Annotated in this window: 10 protein-coding genes; 7 read left to right on the forward strand and 3 right to left on the reverse strand. The window is 66.1% G+C overall.

All coding sequences use genetic code 11. The features are described 5' to 3' along the window. Positions 1–109: 109 nt before the first annotated feature. Positions 110–7,738 (reverse strand): IPT/TIG domain-containing protein, encoded by a 7,629-nt coding sequence (locus PX52LOC_RS02390; RefSeq protein ID WP_149108580.1) that lies wholly within the window; start codon positions 7,736–7,738, stop codon positions 110–112. A gap of 440 nt (positions 7,739–8,178) precedes the next feature. Between PX52LOC_RS02390 and PX52LOC_RS02395 the strand changes: the two genes are divergently transcribed. Beyond that, entirely contained in the window at positions 8,179–8,955 is a 777-nt protein-coding gene (locus PX52LOC_RS02395) for a type VI secretion system accessory protein TagJ (protein ID WP_168218766.1), read from the forward strand. Positions 8,956–8,962: 7 nt separating this feature from the next. Here the strand turns inward: PX52LOC_RS02395 and PX52LOC_RS02400 are convergent, their stop codons facing one another. Together PX52LOC_RS02400 and PX52LOC_RS02405 are read right to left on the reverse strand one after the other, a co-directional pair. Next, positions 8,963–9,127 (reverse strand): lmo0937 family membrane protein, encoded by a 165-nt coding sequence (locus PX52LOC_RS02400; protein WP_149108582.1) that lies wholly within the window; start codon positions 9,125–9,127, stop codon positions 8,963–8,965. Between the two features lie 30 nt (positions 9,128–9,157). Beyond that, entirely contained in the window at positions 9,158–9,709 is a 552-nt protein-coding gene (locus PX52LOC_RS02405; protein ID WP_149108583.1) for a 3-keto-disaccharide hydrolase, read from the reverse strand. Positions 9,710–9,788: 79 nt separating this feature from the next. On the opposite strand from PX52LOC_RS02405, the gene PX52LOC_RS02410 reads away from it, so the two are divergent. The 6 genes from PX52LOC_RS02410 (at position 9,789) to PX52LOC_RS02435 (ending at position 15,754) form a co-directional block, all read left to right on the forward strand. After that, on the forward strand, positions 9,789–10,415 hold the full coding sequence (locus tag PX52LOC_RS02410; RefSeq protein ID WP_149108584.1) for a sigma-70 family RNA polymerase sigma factor: 627 nt from the start codon (positions 9,789–9,791) through the stop codon (positions 10,413–10,415). A gap of 158 nt (positions 10,416–10,573) precedes the next feature. Beyond that, on the forward strand, positions 10,574–10,930 hold the full coding sequence (locus PX52LOC_RS41865; protein ID WP_218575268.1) for a DUF2171 domain-containing protein: 357 nt from the start codon (positions 10,574–10,576) through the stop codon (positions 10,928–10,930). A gap of 201 nt (positions 10,931–11,131) precedes the next feature. After that, the gene (locus PX52LOC_RS02420) at positions 11,132–11,563 is read left to right on the forward strand and encodes a phage holin family protein (RefSeq protein WP_149108585.1); all 432 of its coding nucleotides are present in this window, start codon (positions 11,132–11,134) and stop codon (positions 11,561–11,563) included. Then, positions 11,548–12,177, forward strand: a complete 630-nt coding sequence (locus PX52LOC_RS02425; RefSeq protein ID WP_149108586.1) for a DUF3618 domain-containing protein — start codon at positions 11,548–11,550, stop codon at positions 12,175–12,177. The genes PX52LOC_RS02420 and PX52LOC_RS02425 overlap by 16 nt, the downstream gene beginning before the upstream one ends. A gap of 21 nt (positions 12,178–12,198) precedes the next feature. Continuing rightward, positions 12,199–12,411, forward strand: coding sequence for a DUF3185 domain-containing protein (locus PX52LOC_RS02430; RefSeq protein ID WP_149108587.1), 213 nt, complete (start codon positions 12,199–12,201; stop codon positions 12,409–12,411). Positions 12,412–12,541: 130 nt separating this feature from the next. Further along, positions 12,542–15,754, forward strand: coding sequence for a HEAT repeat domain-containing protein (locus PX52LOC_RS02435; protein WP_149108588.1), 3,213 nt, complete (start codon positions 12,542–12,544; stop codon positions 15,752–15,754).

The following is a 15,754-nucleotide window of genomic DNA, read 5'->3' on the forward strand; positions in this document are numbered from 1 at the left end:
AAGGCAGTAGGCTCGCTGCGAATTGGCGTACGCTGTCGCTCCGGGAACGCTTGGGAAACAAAAAAGCCCGCGGATCACTCCGCGGGCTTTCGCATTCCCGTTTACTGCGTTAGTGCGTGCCGCCGACGAACACCCCGCCGAGGAAGGCCGGGTCGAACGCCTGCACGCGGTAGAGGTCTTGCTGCGAGGTGGCGTCCACCACCCGGACCAGCGACGTTAGCCCCGGCCCGCCCCCGACCACGATGTCGGCCTTGCCATCATTGTTGATATCGAGGGAATCGACTCGCACGCCGCCCCGGAACGAGGGGTCGAACGCAAAGAACGAAGAGATGGGTGTGGGGTTCGGCTCGAAAGCCGTCAGGACCGCACTGGAGAACACCTTGACGACCGGGCCGCCGCCGACGCCGGTGCCGGTGATGACCTCCGCCCGCCCGTCGCCCGTCGTGTCGCCGACCGAGGCGAACACGCCGCCGCGGAAGGTACTCTCGTAGGCGAAGTAGTTCGCCAACGGGGACAGGTCAATCCCGGAGAAGACCTGTACGCGGGGGCCGCCGCCGATGCCCGTGCCGGTGACGATGTCGCTGCGACCGTCGGCGTTCACATCGCCGGCGGCCACCAACACACCACCACGGAACGTGTCCTCGTACGGGAAGAAGTTCGCGATCACGCTCAGCGACCCGCCGCGGAACACTTGCACCCGCGGGCCACCACCGAGGCCGGTCCCGGTGATGATGTCCTGCGTGCCGTCGCCGTCCTGGTCGCCAGTGGCAACGTACACACCACCGGTGAACGAGTCTTCATACGGCTGGAACTGACTGAGTTGCTGGCCCGTCGTTCCGTCGAAGATCTTGATGATCCCGGGCATACCCGGGCCGGGGGCCGTGATTACGTCGGCCTTGCCGTCGCCGGTCACGTCGCCGGTCGCCACCCGGACACCGCCGGTGAACCGCGGGTCGTAAGCGTTGAACTGGTACAGGAACGTACCGACCTGGTCGTACACGTTGACCTGTGGCCCACCGCCCGCGTCCGCACCGATGGCGAGGATCTTTTGCCCCGCGATGATCGGATTGACCGGCGAAACCGGCCCGGTGCCTCCGCCTGTTGTCGGGGGTGGGGGTGGGGGCGGTGGGGGCGGCGGGGGCGGCGGGGGCGGCGGGGGCGGCGGGGGCACATTAATGTCCCCACCGGTCCCGTTCACCAAGAAGTTGATGTTCGAAACCGTTTCGCCCGAGACAATCGTCGGCGTCTGTTGACCGTTCGCCGGGGTTTCGAATTTGAAGTCTTTGTTCGTCGGCAGCGTCACCACGATTCGGTGCGTGCCGTTCGGCAACCCGAGGCCCGTCGTGCTCGAACTTTGGTCGAAGGTGTACAGGCCGCTCGAATCGGTCGTCACCGTCAGGTTCGCCACGGCCGGGTAGCTGCCGTCCACTTGTTGGAGGAACAGAGAGACCGTCGCGTTGGCCACGCCAGTCTCGTTCGTGTCGAGGACGCCGTTGCTGTTCTTGTCGAAAATGACCTGCCCGGTAATGGCCCCCGTCGAGGTGTCCACCCGGCGGAAGAAGCTATACCGCGACGTGCCGTCCGGGCCGTTCTCGACCGACGGACCAGAGTCGTTGGTCGGCGTCAGGTCGGTCGCCGTCGACACCACCACGCCGGCCCCCGGTGTGTTGACACTCTCCGGGAGGGGGACGTTGCCCGGCAACTGGAACTCGCCCGGAGCGAAGGTGACGTTCCCGCTCGCGTCGGGCTGCTTGATGCCGACGGAGAAGAGAATCGAACCGTTGCCCTGGAAGTCGGTGCTGATGATCTTCGACCCCAGGAACACCTCGCCGTAGCCGGCGTTCGAGGTGAGGAGAGCCGTCGGATCCTGGTCGGCGAAGCCGGGGTCGTAGTAGTAGTCGATCCGGTAGTTGCGGAACGGCTTGGCGATCAGGGCCGTGTTGAACGAAGTGCGGTCCACGCTCGACTGCACGACCTGCAACAGCGGGAAGTTCTGGAGCAAGTTCGGGCCGAAGTCCCGGCCGCCGACCACGTTGTTGAACGTGTTGCTCCCCGAGGCCGAGGAGAACGAGTTCGCGAGCCCGTCGTTAAGTCCCCCGCGCCCCTGGTTGCCCCGGATGAGAACGTTCTCGGGGAGGATTTGGTCAAATCGACGGTAGCCGAATCGGAAGACGCGGCTGAGCAGAGTCGTCCCGCCTGGTGAGCGCGTGATGAAGTCAATTCCGAGGTCGCCGTTGGCGAACTGCAAGGCCTGGTTATCAACGAGGCCGTTCGTCCCCGCACCCGCGGTTTGCGCCCCGTTCTCGTAGATCGGCTGGGCGAGAATGCGGTTGTCCTGAGGCGATCGGGCACTCGGCAGGTAGGCGAAGATCGTCGGCACCGGCTGCGCGGCGCGGGCGAACGTCGACGTTCCCTTACCGTCCGCGCTCGTGGCATCAAACGCCCCGACCGGCCACTCGTTGGTGGTGTCGCCGAGGTGATCGCCAAGGTTCACGAACCCACCCGTGACGACCCGATTGATCGGCCCGGTTGGGAGTTCGACAACGAGGTCTTCGCCGACGAGCTGGATGTTGTTGCGACTGACGGTAATCGCACCCGGCCCTGTGGGCGTCTCGGTGGTGAACGTGACGCTGTTCACGCTCTCAAGTGACCGGACGCTCGGGCCGCTGACGGGGGCGACCAGGGTAATGGTCCGGTTGTACGTACTACCCACGACCCGCCCGACGGTCGGCGAGTTGTTCTCCGAGATCGTCGGCGTGCCCGCCCCTTGCACGCCGAAGCCCGATTCGTTGTTGTCGGCCGTCACCGTCAGCAGGCCGACCTTGTTGGTCGCCCCCATCACCGGACCGGCGAGCGCGGAGAACGAGGTCGGAATTTGAACATTCACGACTTGGCCGAAGCTCTGCCCGGGCAACAGTTGGTTGGCCGGCACGAAGCTGAAGTTGACGAACGGATTGGGGTCGCCCACGCTGCGGAAGAACGGGGCGTTGCCGCCGCCGATTCCCTGGAGAACCCCCTTGGCGTCCGGCGACTGGCCCGAAAAGCGGATGTTGTTCACCCCGAAGAACGTACTGCCCGCCGCGGCCACGAGTTGAATCGTATTCCCCGGGAGCAAGCCCGTGCCCTTCAGACTGCCACCGCCCCCGTCCGGAGCGGTGAAGCTCAGCGTCGGCTCCAAGGCCACGTCGAACCGAACATCCTCCTGCGAGCCGGTCGTCCCCGGCACCGCGACCGTCACTTTCGTCGACGGCAGGGCAGCGGTCCCGCCGAACACGGCACCGTTGTTGGGGATGTTCAGGTCGATTTCTTCGTCCGACACGACCACGAACGAATCACTCGTGACCGTTTGGGTTGCCGTGGCACCGTTGCCCAGGTCTCGCGAGAACGTGACCGAACTCGCCCCCGTAAAGCCGGTCCCGAAGATACTGATCGGCACGCCCCGGAGCAGGCGGTCTTCGTCGTTCGTGACCGCGGTGTCGGGGTTCTTGGCCTTCGAAACGATGCGATCGACGATCGGCACCGCGTTCGGGACGATCTGTAGGATGTCACCGTACACGAAGGTCTGACCGATGTTGTTCGTGGCCACCCGCACCGAAGAATCGCCCTGAATACTGGACCCGTCAGCGAACAGTGTACCGAGCCCGCTGTTCGCCGCGGCCCCGAGTCCGTCGTTGCTGGAATAGACTTCGACTGAGTAGAAACCGGTAGCCGTCGTCGGAATGGTGAACGAGAGCGTGGCCTCGTCGAGGTCGGCGCGAACGAAGGTGCCGGTCGATGCACCCGTCTTCGGGTCGATCCCCCGGAGTTCCACCGCAAAAATACCCCCCAAGCCGGTGCCGTTGAGGAAGAACTTCGAGCCGACGACGCCGACGTCCGGGACGGTGAGAGCCGGGCCGACGCCGGCAATATCTTGCAAGAGCGGCGGGTCGGCCGACGTGATGCGGAAATCGTTCGGGCTGATCACGATTCCGCCAGGGGTGACGACCCGGATGGTCCCGGGGACGGCCGACTGAGGAACGGTCGCGTCGATCTGGTTGTCGGAGACGATCTTAAAGGTGGCCGGCAAGTCGTTGAACAAAACCTGCGACGCGCCGGACAGACCCGTCCCCTGAATGGTCACGAGGGCGTTGCGAACCGTGCCCGGCGTGCTGAACGAAATCACCGGCACCGGCGATGCCGTTACGTCGAAGATCGACCCGGCGGCCGCGGTCGTGCCGGCCGGTTTCGTCACAACGATCGACCCGTCCGCCGCCCCCGCCGGGACGATGAACGTCAGCCGGGTGTCGGCGATGATGTTCAACTTGTTACTAGGAATCGCGACGCCGCCGAACGTCACGCCCGTTGCGCCGGTGAACCCGGTGCCGGTGACAGTCACGAGAGTTCCGGCAGCCGGTTGCGCCCCGGCGACGGTCAGGCCCGTCGTCGCAACGCCACCGGGGGCGATGACCGAAATCGTCCCGTCGGTGGCCAAGCCGCCGACGCGGAACTTGATCTGGTTGTCGTTGAGGACGGTGAAGAACGTACTCGGTGCGCCGTTGACGGTGACCGCCGTGGTCCCAGTGAACCCGCTCCCCGTGAGCGTGACGAGCGTGCCGGCCGGCCCGTTGAGGGTCGAGACCAAATCGACGATCGGCCCGGGCGAGGCGACGACGGTGTACGGCAGCGAAGTCACTTGCTGCCGGACGCCACCGTTGGCTGCACTGCGGGCGACGGTCTGAATCGTGATCGGCCCGGTGCCGGCCCCGAGGGGGACGATGGCCGTGATCTGCGAGTCGTTCACGACGGTGAACGAGTTCGCCGGCAGCGGGTTGCCGTTGGTGTCGGTGAAAATGACGTCCTGGGTACCACTCAGGCCGGACCCGGTCAAGGTGACGACGCTGCCGACGACGCCGGACACGGGATTCGGCAACGCCCCCATTCCGATGGCCGGCGTCGAGCTGTTGAGAATGACTGCCGTGTTAGTCGCCTGGCCGCCCGGCGTCGTCAGGAAGAACGGGCCGTTCGCCGCGCCCACCGGGACCGTGATGCGAACCTGCGTGTTCGACAGGACCGTGAAGCTGGTGACCGGCACGCCGAACCCGTCCCGCGCGTCGCCGAACAGGATCTTGCTCGTCCCGAGCAGATTCGTGCCGGTGATGACGAGTTGGCTGTTACGGAAGGCCCCGGGGATCGGGTTCACCGTCGGGGCCGGGGAGGCCGTGACCTGGAAGTTCGCCGACGCGGCCGACCCGCCGAGCGACTGGACCACGATCGGGTACGACCCGAGCGCGACCTGCGGGATTACGACGGAGATGTTGTTGTCGTCGATGACGGTGAAGTTCGCGGACACGCCGGAGACGAACACCTGACTTGTCGAGCGGAGGTTCGTCCCGCTGACGAGGACCGTCGTCCCGATCACGCCCTGGGTGGTCGAAATGCCGGACACGGTCGGCGTACCGGGCGTCACAACGCGGAAGGCCTGCGACGACGTAGCCGTCCCGCCGACCGTTTGAACCTGAATCGACGCGAGCGACGCCGGAACGGTGGACGGCACGCGGACGCGGAGTTGGGTCGGGCTGTCCACCGTGAAGTCGGCCGTCGCGAACCCCGTCGAGCCGTTCACCACCCCGAAGCGGACGAGGAACGTGCTCGTGAAACCGGACCCAGTCAGGATGATTTCTTGTCCCGGTACCGCCGTGTCGGTCAGGAACGGGTCAATCGTCGGCGGCGGTTCGGAGTTGACGATGAACGGGCGGGTGGTCACGTCCGCACCGGCCGGGTTCTGAACGGTGATGGGCCCTGTGGCCGCCCCGACCGGGACGACCGCCTCGATCCGCTCCGCGGACGTGCCCGCGTCGAGCACGCTGAATTTGCTCGCCGGCAGGCCGCCGAAGAGCACTTGTAGGGTACCGCCGAAGTTCGACCCGTTGATCGTGACCGTCTGACCGGGGACGCCGGAACTCGGGAAGAAGTTCGAGACGATGTCCAGGGTCGGCCGCGGGGCCGGCAGGATGACGACCCGCTGGGCCGTTTGCCCCACGCCCGGGAAGACGCCGCCGGCGGAACTGAGTTGAATGTTCCCCGTGACCGCCCCTTCCGGGACGGTCACTTGCACCGTCGAGTCGTCAATGACCTTGAACCGGCCCTGCACGACCGACGATCCGTCCTCGGCGGAGAAAAACGTAACGGAGGTCGTTCCGAGGAGGTTCGTTCCCCGCAGGGTGAGGACGGTACCGATCTGCACCTGCGCCCCACGACTGGTCGTCGGGTCGGGGCCATAATCGTCGGGGTCGATGTTCGCAATGCTCGACAGATTGCCGGGGTTGGCGTTCCGCCGCGGCGGCGTCGCGCCGAGATCGACGATACTCAGACCGCTGTTGTCCGCCGCCGCGCCGACGAAGTAGTTCGGCGAATAGCTGTCGTAGAACACCGGCACCTGGGTGTCGCCGAACTCACCCGTCGGGGACGGTAAACCGGTCCGCGGGGCGATCTTCGACGGGTTCGGCGTGTCGCCGATCCGCACACCGTCGTGGGTGTTAAACCGGATCAAGTTGTCGCTGGCCGGCGTGACGGGATTGCCGATGAGGTTGCTAGTCGCCCCGTTGAAGATTTCGATGCCGTTCTGGTTGGGAATCGCGGCCTGCCCGGTGATGTCGGTGCCGATGTAGTTCGATTGAATCAGGTTGCCCCGCGTCCCGACGTCCATGATCCGGATGCCGGGACCGACGGCTGGCCCCGTACCCAGGTCGTCCACACCGTTCACCGTGACGGCCACGGCGTCACGCTCCCGCACCCCCCCATCCGGCGCGCGGAGGAAGTCCTTGCGGAACTCCGGCGTGCCGGAGATGATGTTGCGGTTGATGTCGGCCGTCACCGGGATACCGCCGGCCGGGTTCGAGCCGTTGAACCGGACAATCGACCCGCCGACGCCGATCAGTTGACCGCCGCCGTCGATTAGTGGGTTGCCGGCGGCGTCCGTCGTCCCGCCAATAATGTTGTTGCTTGCACCGCCGACGATGCTGATGCCGGAGATAACGAACTTCGTGTCACTCGCCTGCGTCGTGCCCGGCGTCGGCCCGGCGTTAGTCAGCTCGGCGGGCGTGCCCGTCGGCCGCGCCTGGAGGATGATGGGGTCCTGATTCCAGCTCTGCAGGCCAGTGATGTCGGTGTTGATCCAGTTACCGAGAACCATGTTCCCCGTCGCGGTGGGGCCGACGAGGTTAATTGCCGAACCGGGGAAGCCGGTGATGACGAATCCACGGATGACGTTGTTCTCACCCGTAATGTTGAACGCCCCGATATTGTTCGGGAACGCCCCCGGGTTCGGGTTCGGCAGCAGTTGCACGAGTGGGCGGGTACTGGCGATGTCGACCCGCGGTTGCGTGGTCGCGTCGATCGTCACACCTTGCGGGTCGGTGAGGTCCGGCAGCGTGGTCGCCAAGATGATCGGGAAATACTGGATTGTCGCGTCGTTCGGCAGGGTCGGCAGCGACGGGCTGATCGGGATGTTGAATACGATGTCGTCGTGGCCGGGGTTGGCGTTCGCCGCGAGCATCGCCTGCCGCAGCGACAGCCCGGCGGCCGAGTCGACGACGCTGTCCTGAATGTTCGTCACGACGAACGTCGCCGGCGTGGAGCGATCTTCCAGCTGCACGAACTCGGGGATGACGCGCATCCGGTGCTCGGCCCGCGCCTTGAGGGCGTCCGAGGTGAGTGGGCGGCGGGTCAATCCACGGAACCGAGCGAACCGAGAAGCCATGGTTCGATCCTCAAAAACTACGGTGCTGATGTAAGTTATGTCCGGCGTGGGCCGTCGAGTGTTAGACGGGCGACCAGCCGGAACAGTTTTTCCCGGCCGATCCGAATTTTTGCCGACCGTGGCTCTCGCTCGCCGGCCGCGCCCAATGCGCAACGCCGACGATCCCGGTACAGGACGCCATCCACGCAACTTTAGCCGATGTCAGTGGGAATCCCTGGCCAGAATCAGTGCGGGGGTCAGGAAATTCCGGCCGCCGCGCTCACGCCGAAGGAGTTGCGCTCGCCGGCACAACCGCACCAGATGGGACTCTCGGCACGGTTGCCCCGGTCCCGCCGGTCCGGGCGCGTCCCCCATTCGACGCCGCCCGGATTTTACCCAGTTTCATTGAAGGTCGATCGGCCGCGAAACTCGGCCGCACCCCTTCTAGAATGCCTGGACTCATGACACCACAAACCGCACTCGCCGAATCTCGCCTCGGGGACGCGCTCGCCCTCCAGGAAGCCGTCGTGGCCGGTCGGCCGAACGACGCCGCGGCTTTGCTATTCCTGTTCGAATTGCAACTCGTCGCGAACCGCTTCCGCGAGGCGTGGGCGACCCTGTTGGGAATTCACTCGCCCGATCCGAGTTGGCCGGCGGCCCGAAAGTGGTATCGCCGGGTCGTGCGGTGCGCCCACGCCCGCACACAGGGTCGGCGTCCGGCCTTCGCCGCGGAGGTGCCGGGACACGCCCGCCGTCGATGGCAGGCCGTTCGGGCGATCCGGCAAAGTCGCGGTGAGGAAGCGATCGACTGGATCGACCGGGCCGATCACAAGTCGCCGCACCTTCTGGGCCACCTCGACGGCCGCCCGTTTGACGGCCTGCGGGACGCCGATGATCGGTTCGCGTCGGTCCTGGAAGCGTTCATCGGCGGCCGGTACGTTTGGCTGCCGTTCGAGCAACTGAGCCGCGTCACGCTCGCGCCATCGACGCGGCTATTGGAGAACGCCTACCGCCCCGCCCGCATCCGATTCGCCGACCACCGCGAGTGTGCGGCCGTGTTGCCACTGGTGTACCCGCACTCCGATTCAGCAGACGTCTTCTTGCTGGGTACGGAGACGGACCACGTCAACCCCGACGGCGGACCCACCCGCTGCGTCGGCGGGAAGCTGATGCTCGCCGGCGAGGAAGAACTGGCACTCGGCGAGATTCGACAGCTCGATCTGAAAGCGTGGGCCTGACAGCGGCCTACGGCAACGGCGACCGCCCTTGGAGGACGCGCAGCAACACCACGATGAGCACGATAACAAGAAGAAGGTGGACGAGGCCGCCCGCGACCGGCACGACGAGCCAGCCGAGGAGCCAGATCACGACGAGCAGAATGATGATGCTTTCGAGCGTGTAACGGGGCACGAGACGGCTCCCTGCGAGGGGTTCGATCAGTTACTTCACTTCGATCATCTGCAACTTACGGACCACAAGTCCGCCGAACTCGGCCCGGATGCGGAACGACGTCGGCTCCCCCTTTGTGGCGATGGTCTTGACCATCGCGCCGTCGAGCTTGAACTCGGCCTTGTTCGCCTTGACGATCACGTCGAGCGTCTGCCAGGTGTCTTCCTTCAATTCTTTGACGTTCGCCTTCGAGATGTCGAACTTGGTGCCGTGCAGGAACAGGTCGTTGTTGCACTTCGCGTCGGCCTTGAACTCGAACCGGATGTGAACGTCCTTCGGCAGCACCTTCTGCGTCTCGATGTGAACGTCGCCCTTCACCTTCGGGTCGATGACCAGCGTTCCGTCGGCGACGGTGAACCGCTTATCGTAGGCTTCCGCCTTGCCGTCGAGCGAGTCGCCGCCCTTCGTCTTCTTCCAGCCGGTGAGGTCCTTGCCGTTGAAGAGGGCGGTGAAGCCGGCGTCGGGCTTGAAGTCGTCGCCTCGTGTCGGCGAAAGGAGCAGCGAGACGCCAACGAGGAATGCCGCGAGCCGGACGAGGGTCATGACGCCTCCGGGGGAGAGGGGACCGAGGAATGCCGCCAGCGTACCATGATCGCCCGCGGTTTCCAGCTACAATCTCTTCATGTGGCCCACCCCCGAACAGACCGACAAGCTCCTCGCCGACGCGGAAAAGAAGGAGGCCGGCGCGACCGACGCCCTCCTCGGCGAGTTCCGCGAGCCGCTCCGCCGCATGATCGGCCTGCGACTCGACCCGGCCCTCGCGAAGCGGGTGGACGCTTCCGACATCGTGCAGGACGTGCTCCTCGAAGCCAATCAACGGCTGACCGAGTACTTGAAGAAGCCCGACATGCCGTTCCACCTCTGGCTGCGGCACCTCGCACAAGATCGCATCATCGACACGCACCGCCGACACCGCCTGGCCCAACGGCGGAGCATCGACAAGGAGCAAGCCCTCGACCGGCCCGCGTGGACGGACGAATCATCGGCCTCGCTCGCCCAGCAGTTCGTCGATCTGGAGCGCACGCCGGCCAGCGAAGCGATTCAAAAGGAGTTGCAGCGGAAGTTGGCCGACGCCGTGAACGCGCTCGACGACGACGACCGCGAAATGATCCTGATGCGGCACCACGAACTGCTGTCGAACCAAGAAGTCGCGGCCGCCCTGAAACTGACCGAGGCGGCCGCGAGCATGCGCTACCTGCGGGCGGTCCGCCGACTGAAGGCCGTGTTAGTGCCCGAGTCGCAAGGGTAGATTTCAACGGCAAAATCGAGTCATCCCCGCTCGCCCGGCGAACCGTTGCCGTCCGTTCCTTCGCCGGCGGAATCGCGGACTTCCCCCGGTCACTCTCTTCCAAGCGGCACTCCGCCTGCTGTCACCGTGAGCGTCACTCTTCTTCTCGGAGGTCGCTCATGTCCGTGCTGGCAAATGCGTATCTGGCGGTGGCGGTAACGGCCGAAAGTGCTTTCGATTTCCTGAAGCAGACGACCGGTCTCGGCGAACCGAGTACCGGGCCGGACTTCGGCGTTTCGGGGATTCGCCCGGGGATGGATGTGATCTCCGCCTGCGGCCAGCGCGTCGGCGTCGTCGACCGCCTCGACGGCACGTCGATCCAACTCGCGCGGCGGGAGAGCCTCGACGGCTGCCATCACTTCATCCCGGTCGGGTGGGTCGAACGGGTCGATGACCAAGTCCACCTGACCCGAAGTTGGGCCGATGTTGGCCAGAACTGGCAACCCGTCAGTGACACGAAAGAGCATGCCATCTGAATCGGCGATTTGAGCATTCGACTTCCCAACTGAAGCCGCCGCGAGGCGGTTTCTTCATTGGTGTCGGTCGTATCAGCGCCGCCGCGATCAGGCCGGCCATCTCTGGGCTGAAAATCCCGCCCGGTCGGGGGAATCAACGCGCCAACCGCGTTTGGCACATCGGTTGCTCGGTTGTTCCGCATCTTCGCGGAGGACTTCGAGATGCCAGCCACCATGGATACGCCTGAAACGAAAACGCCCAATCCGGCGGCCGGCGAGAACACCGGCACAATTACGAGCCTCATCACCGGGATCCTCGACGACGGCAAGACGCTAGCCCGTCAACAGATGGAGATGTTCAAGAGCGAAGTCCGCGAGGACTTCAAGAAGTCCGTTCAGGCCGCTCAGTACGGCGGCATGGGCATGGCCTGCTTGATCGTCGGTGCACTCGGCTTGGTGACGGCCGTCGCCTACCTGCTTCACGAGCAATTCCACCTGTCGATGTGGGTGTCGTGGGGCATCATCAGTTTGGTCTTTCTGGGGATTGGGGCGGCCCTGGCACTGGCGAGCGACCGCATTCTGAAAAGCTTCAACCCCCTGCCCGATAAAGCTCTCACGGCTGTGAAGGAGAATCTGACATGGAACAAAAAATAGACCCCCTGACCCCTCCTGAGCGAACGCCGGAGGAGATTGAACGGGAAATGGCCCAGACACGCGAGGCCATCTCGGAGAAAGTCGCGGCCCTGGAAACCCAGGTGATGAGCACCGTCCAGACGGCTGCCGACACGATCTCGGGCACGGTCGAAGCGGTCAAGGAGATGGTCACGACCGGCCCCGGGGCGATTAGCGACACGGTCAAGGAGTCGCTTACCTCGGTGGGCGATGCGGTGAAAGAGCAGTTGGACTTCAGCAAGAAGATTCGCGACAACCCCTGGGAATCGGTCCTCGCGGCGACGGCGGCGGGCGTCATTGCGGGCCTCTTCGCCTTCGGCCGACGGCCCCCGAGTGCCACCGCCGAGATGACCCCGGCGGCCCAACGGTTCGCCGACCCGGTGCCGTCCAGCCCGCCCCCGCCCCGCGAACCGGGCCTACTCGACGGCGTGTGGAATCACATCCGCCAGGAGCTGACCCAGTTGGCCGAGGAAGCGTGGAAGACGGCTTCCGAATCGCTCCGCGAGAACATCCACACGGAAGTCCCGAACCTCATCAAGACGACCGTCGAGTCCGGGACCACCGGCGTTGTGAACCGCTTGAAAAACCATGTTTAACATTCCTTAGGAGAACCTACCATGCGTCTCATCGGCATCATCCTGATCGCGCTCGGCGCGCTCAGCCTCGGATACGGCGGCTTCAGCTACGTGTCCCGCGAAAAGGTCGTGGACGCCGGGCCGATTCAGGTGAGTGCGGACAAGGAAAAGTACGTCTTCGTTCCGCCGGTCGTGGGCGGGATTGCCGTGGTCGCGGGCTTGGTGATGCTCGCCAGTGGGAAGCGGGACGTGTAAGGGTCGGTTGTTCCACCACGCAAAGCGGAGGGCCTGTGCCCTCCGCTTTTACTATGTCCCACGCCGATTCCAAATTCGGGGCATCGGCGTGCGAATAAAATGACACGGTTACAGCCAGAGAACACGCCCCATGGAACTCTTCGCGGACGGATCAATCCCGGCAGCCCCTAACGGTGCCCTCCCCTCCTCTTACCTCATTCTCCTCGGACTGATCGGCATCGTTCTCGTCGCGTACCTGCTCTATTACGTCGGCATCATCGGCTTCGTCGTACGCACTCTCAGTTCGCTCATCCGGGGGTGCATCCGCGGCGGCTTCCGTGCCTGGGAGTTACTCTTCTCCGACCTGTCGTGGCGGCAATTCCTCGCCCTCGTTCTGGGCTTGATCGCCGTCGGCGTGACCACGGCCGGCGAACTGCCCCTCGTGCCGATCGTCTTCGGTGCGGCGACCGTGTTCATGGGCGTCGTCACCTGCTTCGCGTACATGTCGATCGACCTGGAACGGTACGACGTGGAGCGCGGCTACAAGGCCGTCTACAACCCCCTGAAGGGGCAGGCACTGGCGTTGAACCTCATTCGCTACGGCGACCGCGTCGGGGTTACGCTCCTGGGCGCGGCAGCCGTCGGCGTGATCGGCGGCTTCGCCCTGCTGAACTTCGGCCTATCCCAGTCGGTCGGCCAGAACTGGTACACGATGCCGCAAGACCGCGCGGCCGTCGGATACGTCGACTTCCTCGCCTACGCCGTCATCAACCTGTACCAACTCGTGGACTTTCTCGACCTCGCGGCGGCCCGCGGCCTGCTCAACGTCACGCACATCCGTCAAACGTACTGGCCGGCCGCGGCGATGCTCGTGGCCTTCAAGACGTTCTTCACCCTGATCCTGCTCCAGCAGATTTTCGCGTCGATCCGCCAGGGGCAGGCGCTGACGGCCGCCATCGCCGACTTCTGGAGTCCGCACCCGCCGATTCAGGAGCGGGCCCGCAACGCGCTGCCGCAGTACGGGGTCGGCGTCGTCCGCCCGTTGCTCGCGTCGCTCCGCACGCTCCCGGCCATGACCCGCGAGCAGCGCGACCAACTCCCGTTGGTGATCGCCGCCCTCGGCCCGAACTCGATCCCCGCCCTTCGCGACCACCTGCACGATTCGCACGAGGGCGTCCGCGCCGTCACCGCCGCGGCCCTCGGCCACCTCCACGCCCTGGAAGCCCTGCCCGAGTTGGTGCGGTTGAAGGACGACGCGAGCGATTTCGTGCGGCAGGAAGTAGCCGATGCCCTGGGAACCCTCGGCGGCCCAGCCTTGCACAAGGCCCAGCGCCGGTCCCGCGTCCCGACCCGCATGCCCGGCCAACGCGGCTTCCGCTGGAAGTTCTTCCGCCGCCGCGGGTCGGCCATGACCAACCCCCAAGAGTGCGTGGAGACGGTCGTCGCCGCACTACGAGCTTCGCTGACCGACGCGGCGTCCGGCGTGCGCGTCCGGGCCGCCCGGGCGTTGGGGCAAATCGGCCGGGCGGCAGCTCCGGCAGCCGGTGACTTGATCGAATGCCTCGACGACGCCGACGAGACGGTGCAGTGCCAAGCGGCCGAGGCGTTGGGCATGATCGGGAACAAGGACGCCGTGCCCGCCCTCGCGGGGAAGCTCACCGACCCGAACCCCGCCGTGAAGGCCGCCGCCGCCCACGCGCTCGGCGACTTCAAACAAGCCGCCAAGCTCTCGATGTCGGACCTGGTCTTGCTCCTGAACGACCCCGAGCCGCACGTGCGGGAGGCGGTGATTTCGACCATCGGCCGGATCGGCACGTTCGACGGTGAGGTGGCCGAGTCGCTGGCCGAAGGGCTAACGAGTTCCGACCCCCTCCTTCACGCGCAGACGGCGGAAGCCCTCGGGGCGATCGGCAGCGCCGCCGCCGACGCCGCCCCGGCCCTGGTGGAATCGCTGACCAGCAGCAGCGACCGCGTGCGGGCGAAGGCGGCGGAGGCGCTCGGCAAGATCGGCGAATCCGCCGCCGAGGCGGCCGTGCCCGGCCTCGTGCGGGCACTGAAGGACAAGGACACCTGGGTGAGCGCCGTGGCGGCCGAGGCCCTCGGCGAGATGGGCGAGGCCGCCGAGGACGCGGTCCCGTCGCTCGTGCGGTCTCTTCACCACGTCAACCCGATGGTCCGGGCGAAGGCGGCCGAGGCGCTCGGCAAGATGGGCGAATCTGCCGTCGAGGCGCTCGACTCGTTGAAGGACGCGACCCATGACGATGACGGGGCCGTGCGGGCGAACGCTCTGGCGGCGTTGATTGAGATTGCCCCGGTCGCGCCGGGTTCCAACGAAGCGATGACCGCCGCCCTTCAGGACCCCGACCCCCGCGTGCGGGCGGCCACGGCCGAAGCGTGGGGCAAGCGGCCGGACGTGTCAGAAGCCGACGCCCTTCAACTGCTGCCGTTGTTAGAAGACGCGAACGACCAGGTGAAGTACCAAGTCCTGCGCACCCTGCCGAAGTTCGCGGGCACGACGCCGGCCGTCGTCGAGGGCCTCTGCCGCCGCCTGCTGGACGACGACAGCGCGTGGATTCAGGCCACGGCCGCTCAGGCGCTCGGCCAACTCGGACCGGAAGCCGTCGAAGCCGGACCGGCCTTGCTGCGGGCCGCCCGCACGGGCGAGTCGTCGGTCCGGGAAGAGGCGCTGTGGGCGATCACGATGATCCAACCGCCCGAGGCGGCCGCCGCGCTCGGCGAGGGGATGCGGGACGGCAGCCCGGACGTTCGCCGCGTGGCGTCGGCCGGGTGGATGAAGGCGGCCGCCATCCCGGAGACGGCAATCCCGTACCTCGTGGAAGGCTTGCGCGACCCCGAAGTGCAGGTGCGGGCGAACGCCGCCTACGCCCTCTCGCGGTTGGAGGAACTCCCACCCGAGGCCGTGCCCCTGCTGCTCGAATGCGCCGCCGACCCGAACGACGGCCTCCGGTTGAACGCCGTGATGGCCCTGAAGGAATCGACCACCCGCGGCACGACGGACCTTCTCGCGAGTCTGATCGACGACCCGAACTCGCGCATCCGCCTGATCGCGGCCGGGGCCGTGTTGACGGTAGACGCGACTCATCCCGAAGCCGCGGCCGCCGTGCGGGCCGCCCTCGCCGACCCGGCCCTGCGCCTGCGGCAGATCGGCGTGAGCATCCTCGACTCGCTCGCCGACCGCGGCCGGGCGTTCCTCGCCGACCTGCGGTCGCGACTCTCGGAGGAAGAGCACGCCGGACTTCGGGAAGAAGTGAGTCAACTCGTCGCGAAACTGGAAGCCCTGCCGCCGGACGAGCCCGAGGCCCGGGCCGAGGAATCGCCCCCGATCGCCTTCGCGATTCCATAG

The organism is Limnoglobus roseus (assembly GCF_008254045.1).
GTDB classification, from domain to species: domain Bacteria; phylum Planctomycetota; class Planctomycetia; order Gemmatales; family Gemmataceae; genus Limnoglobus; species Limnoglobus roseus.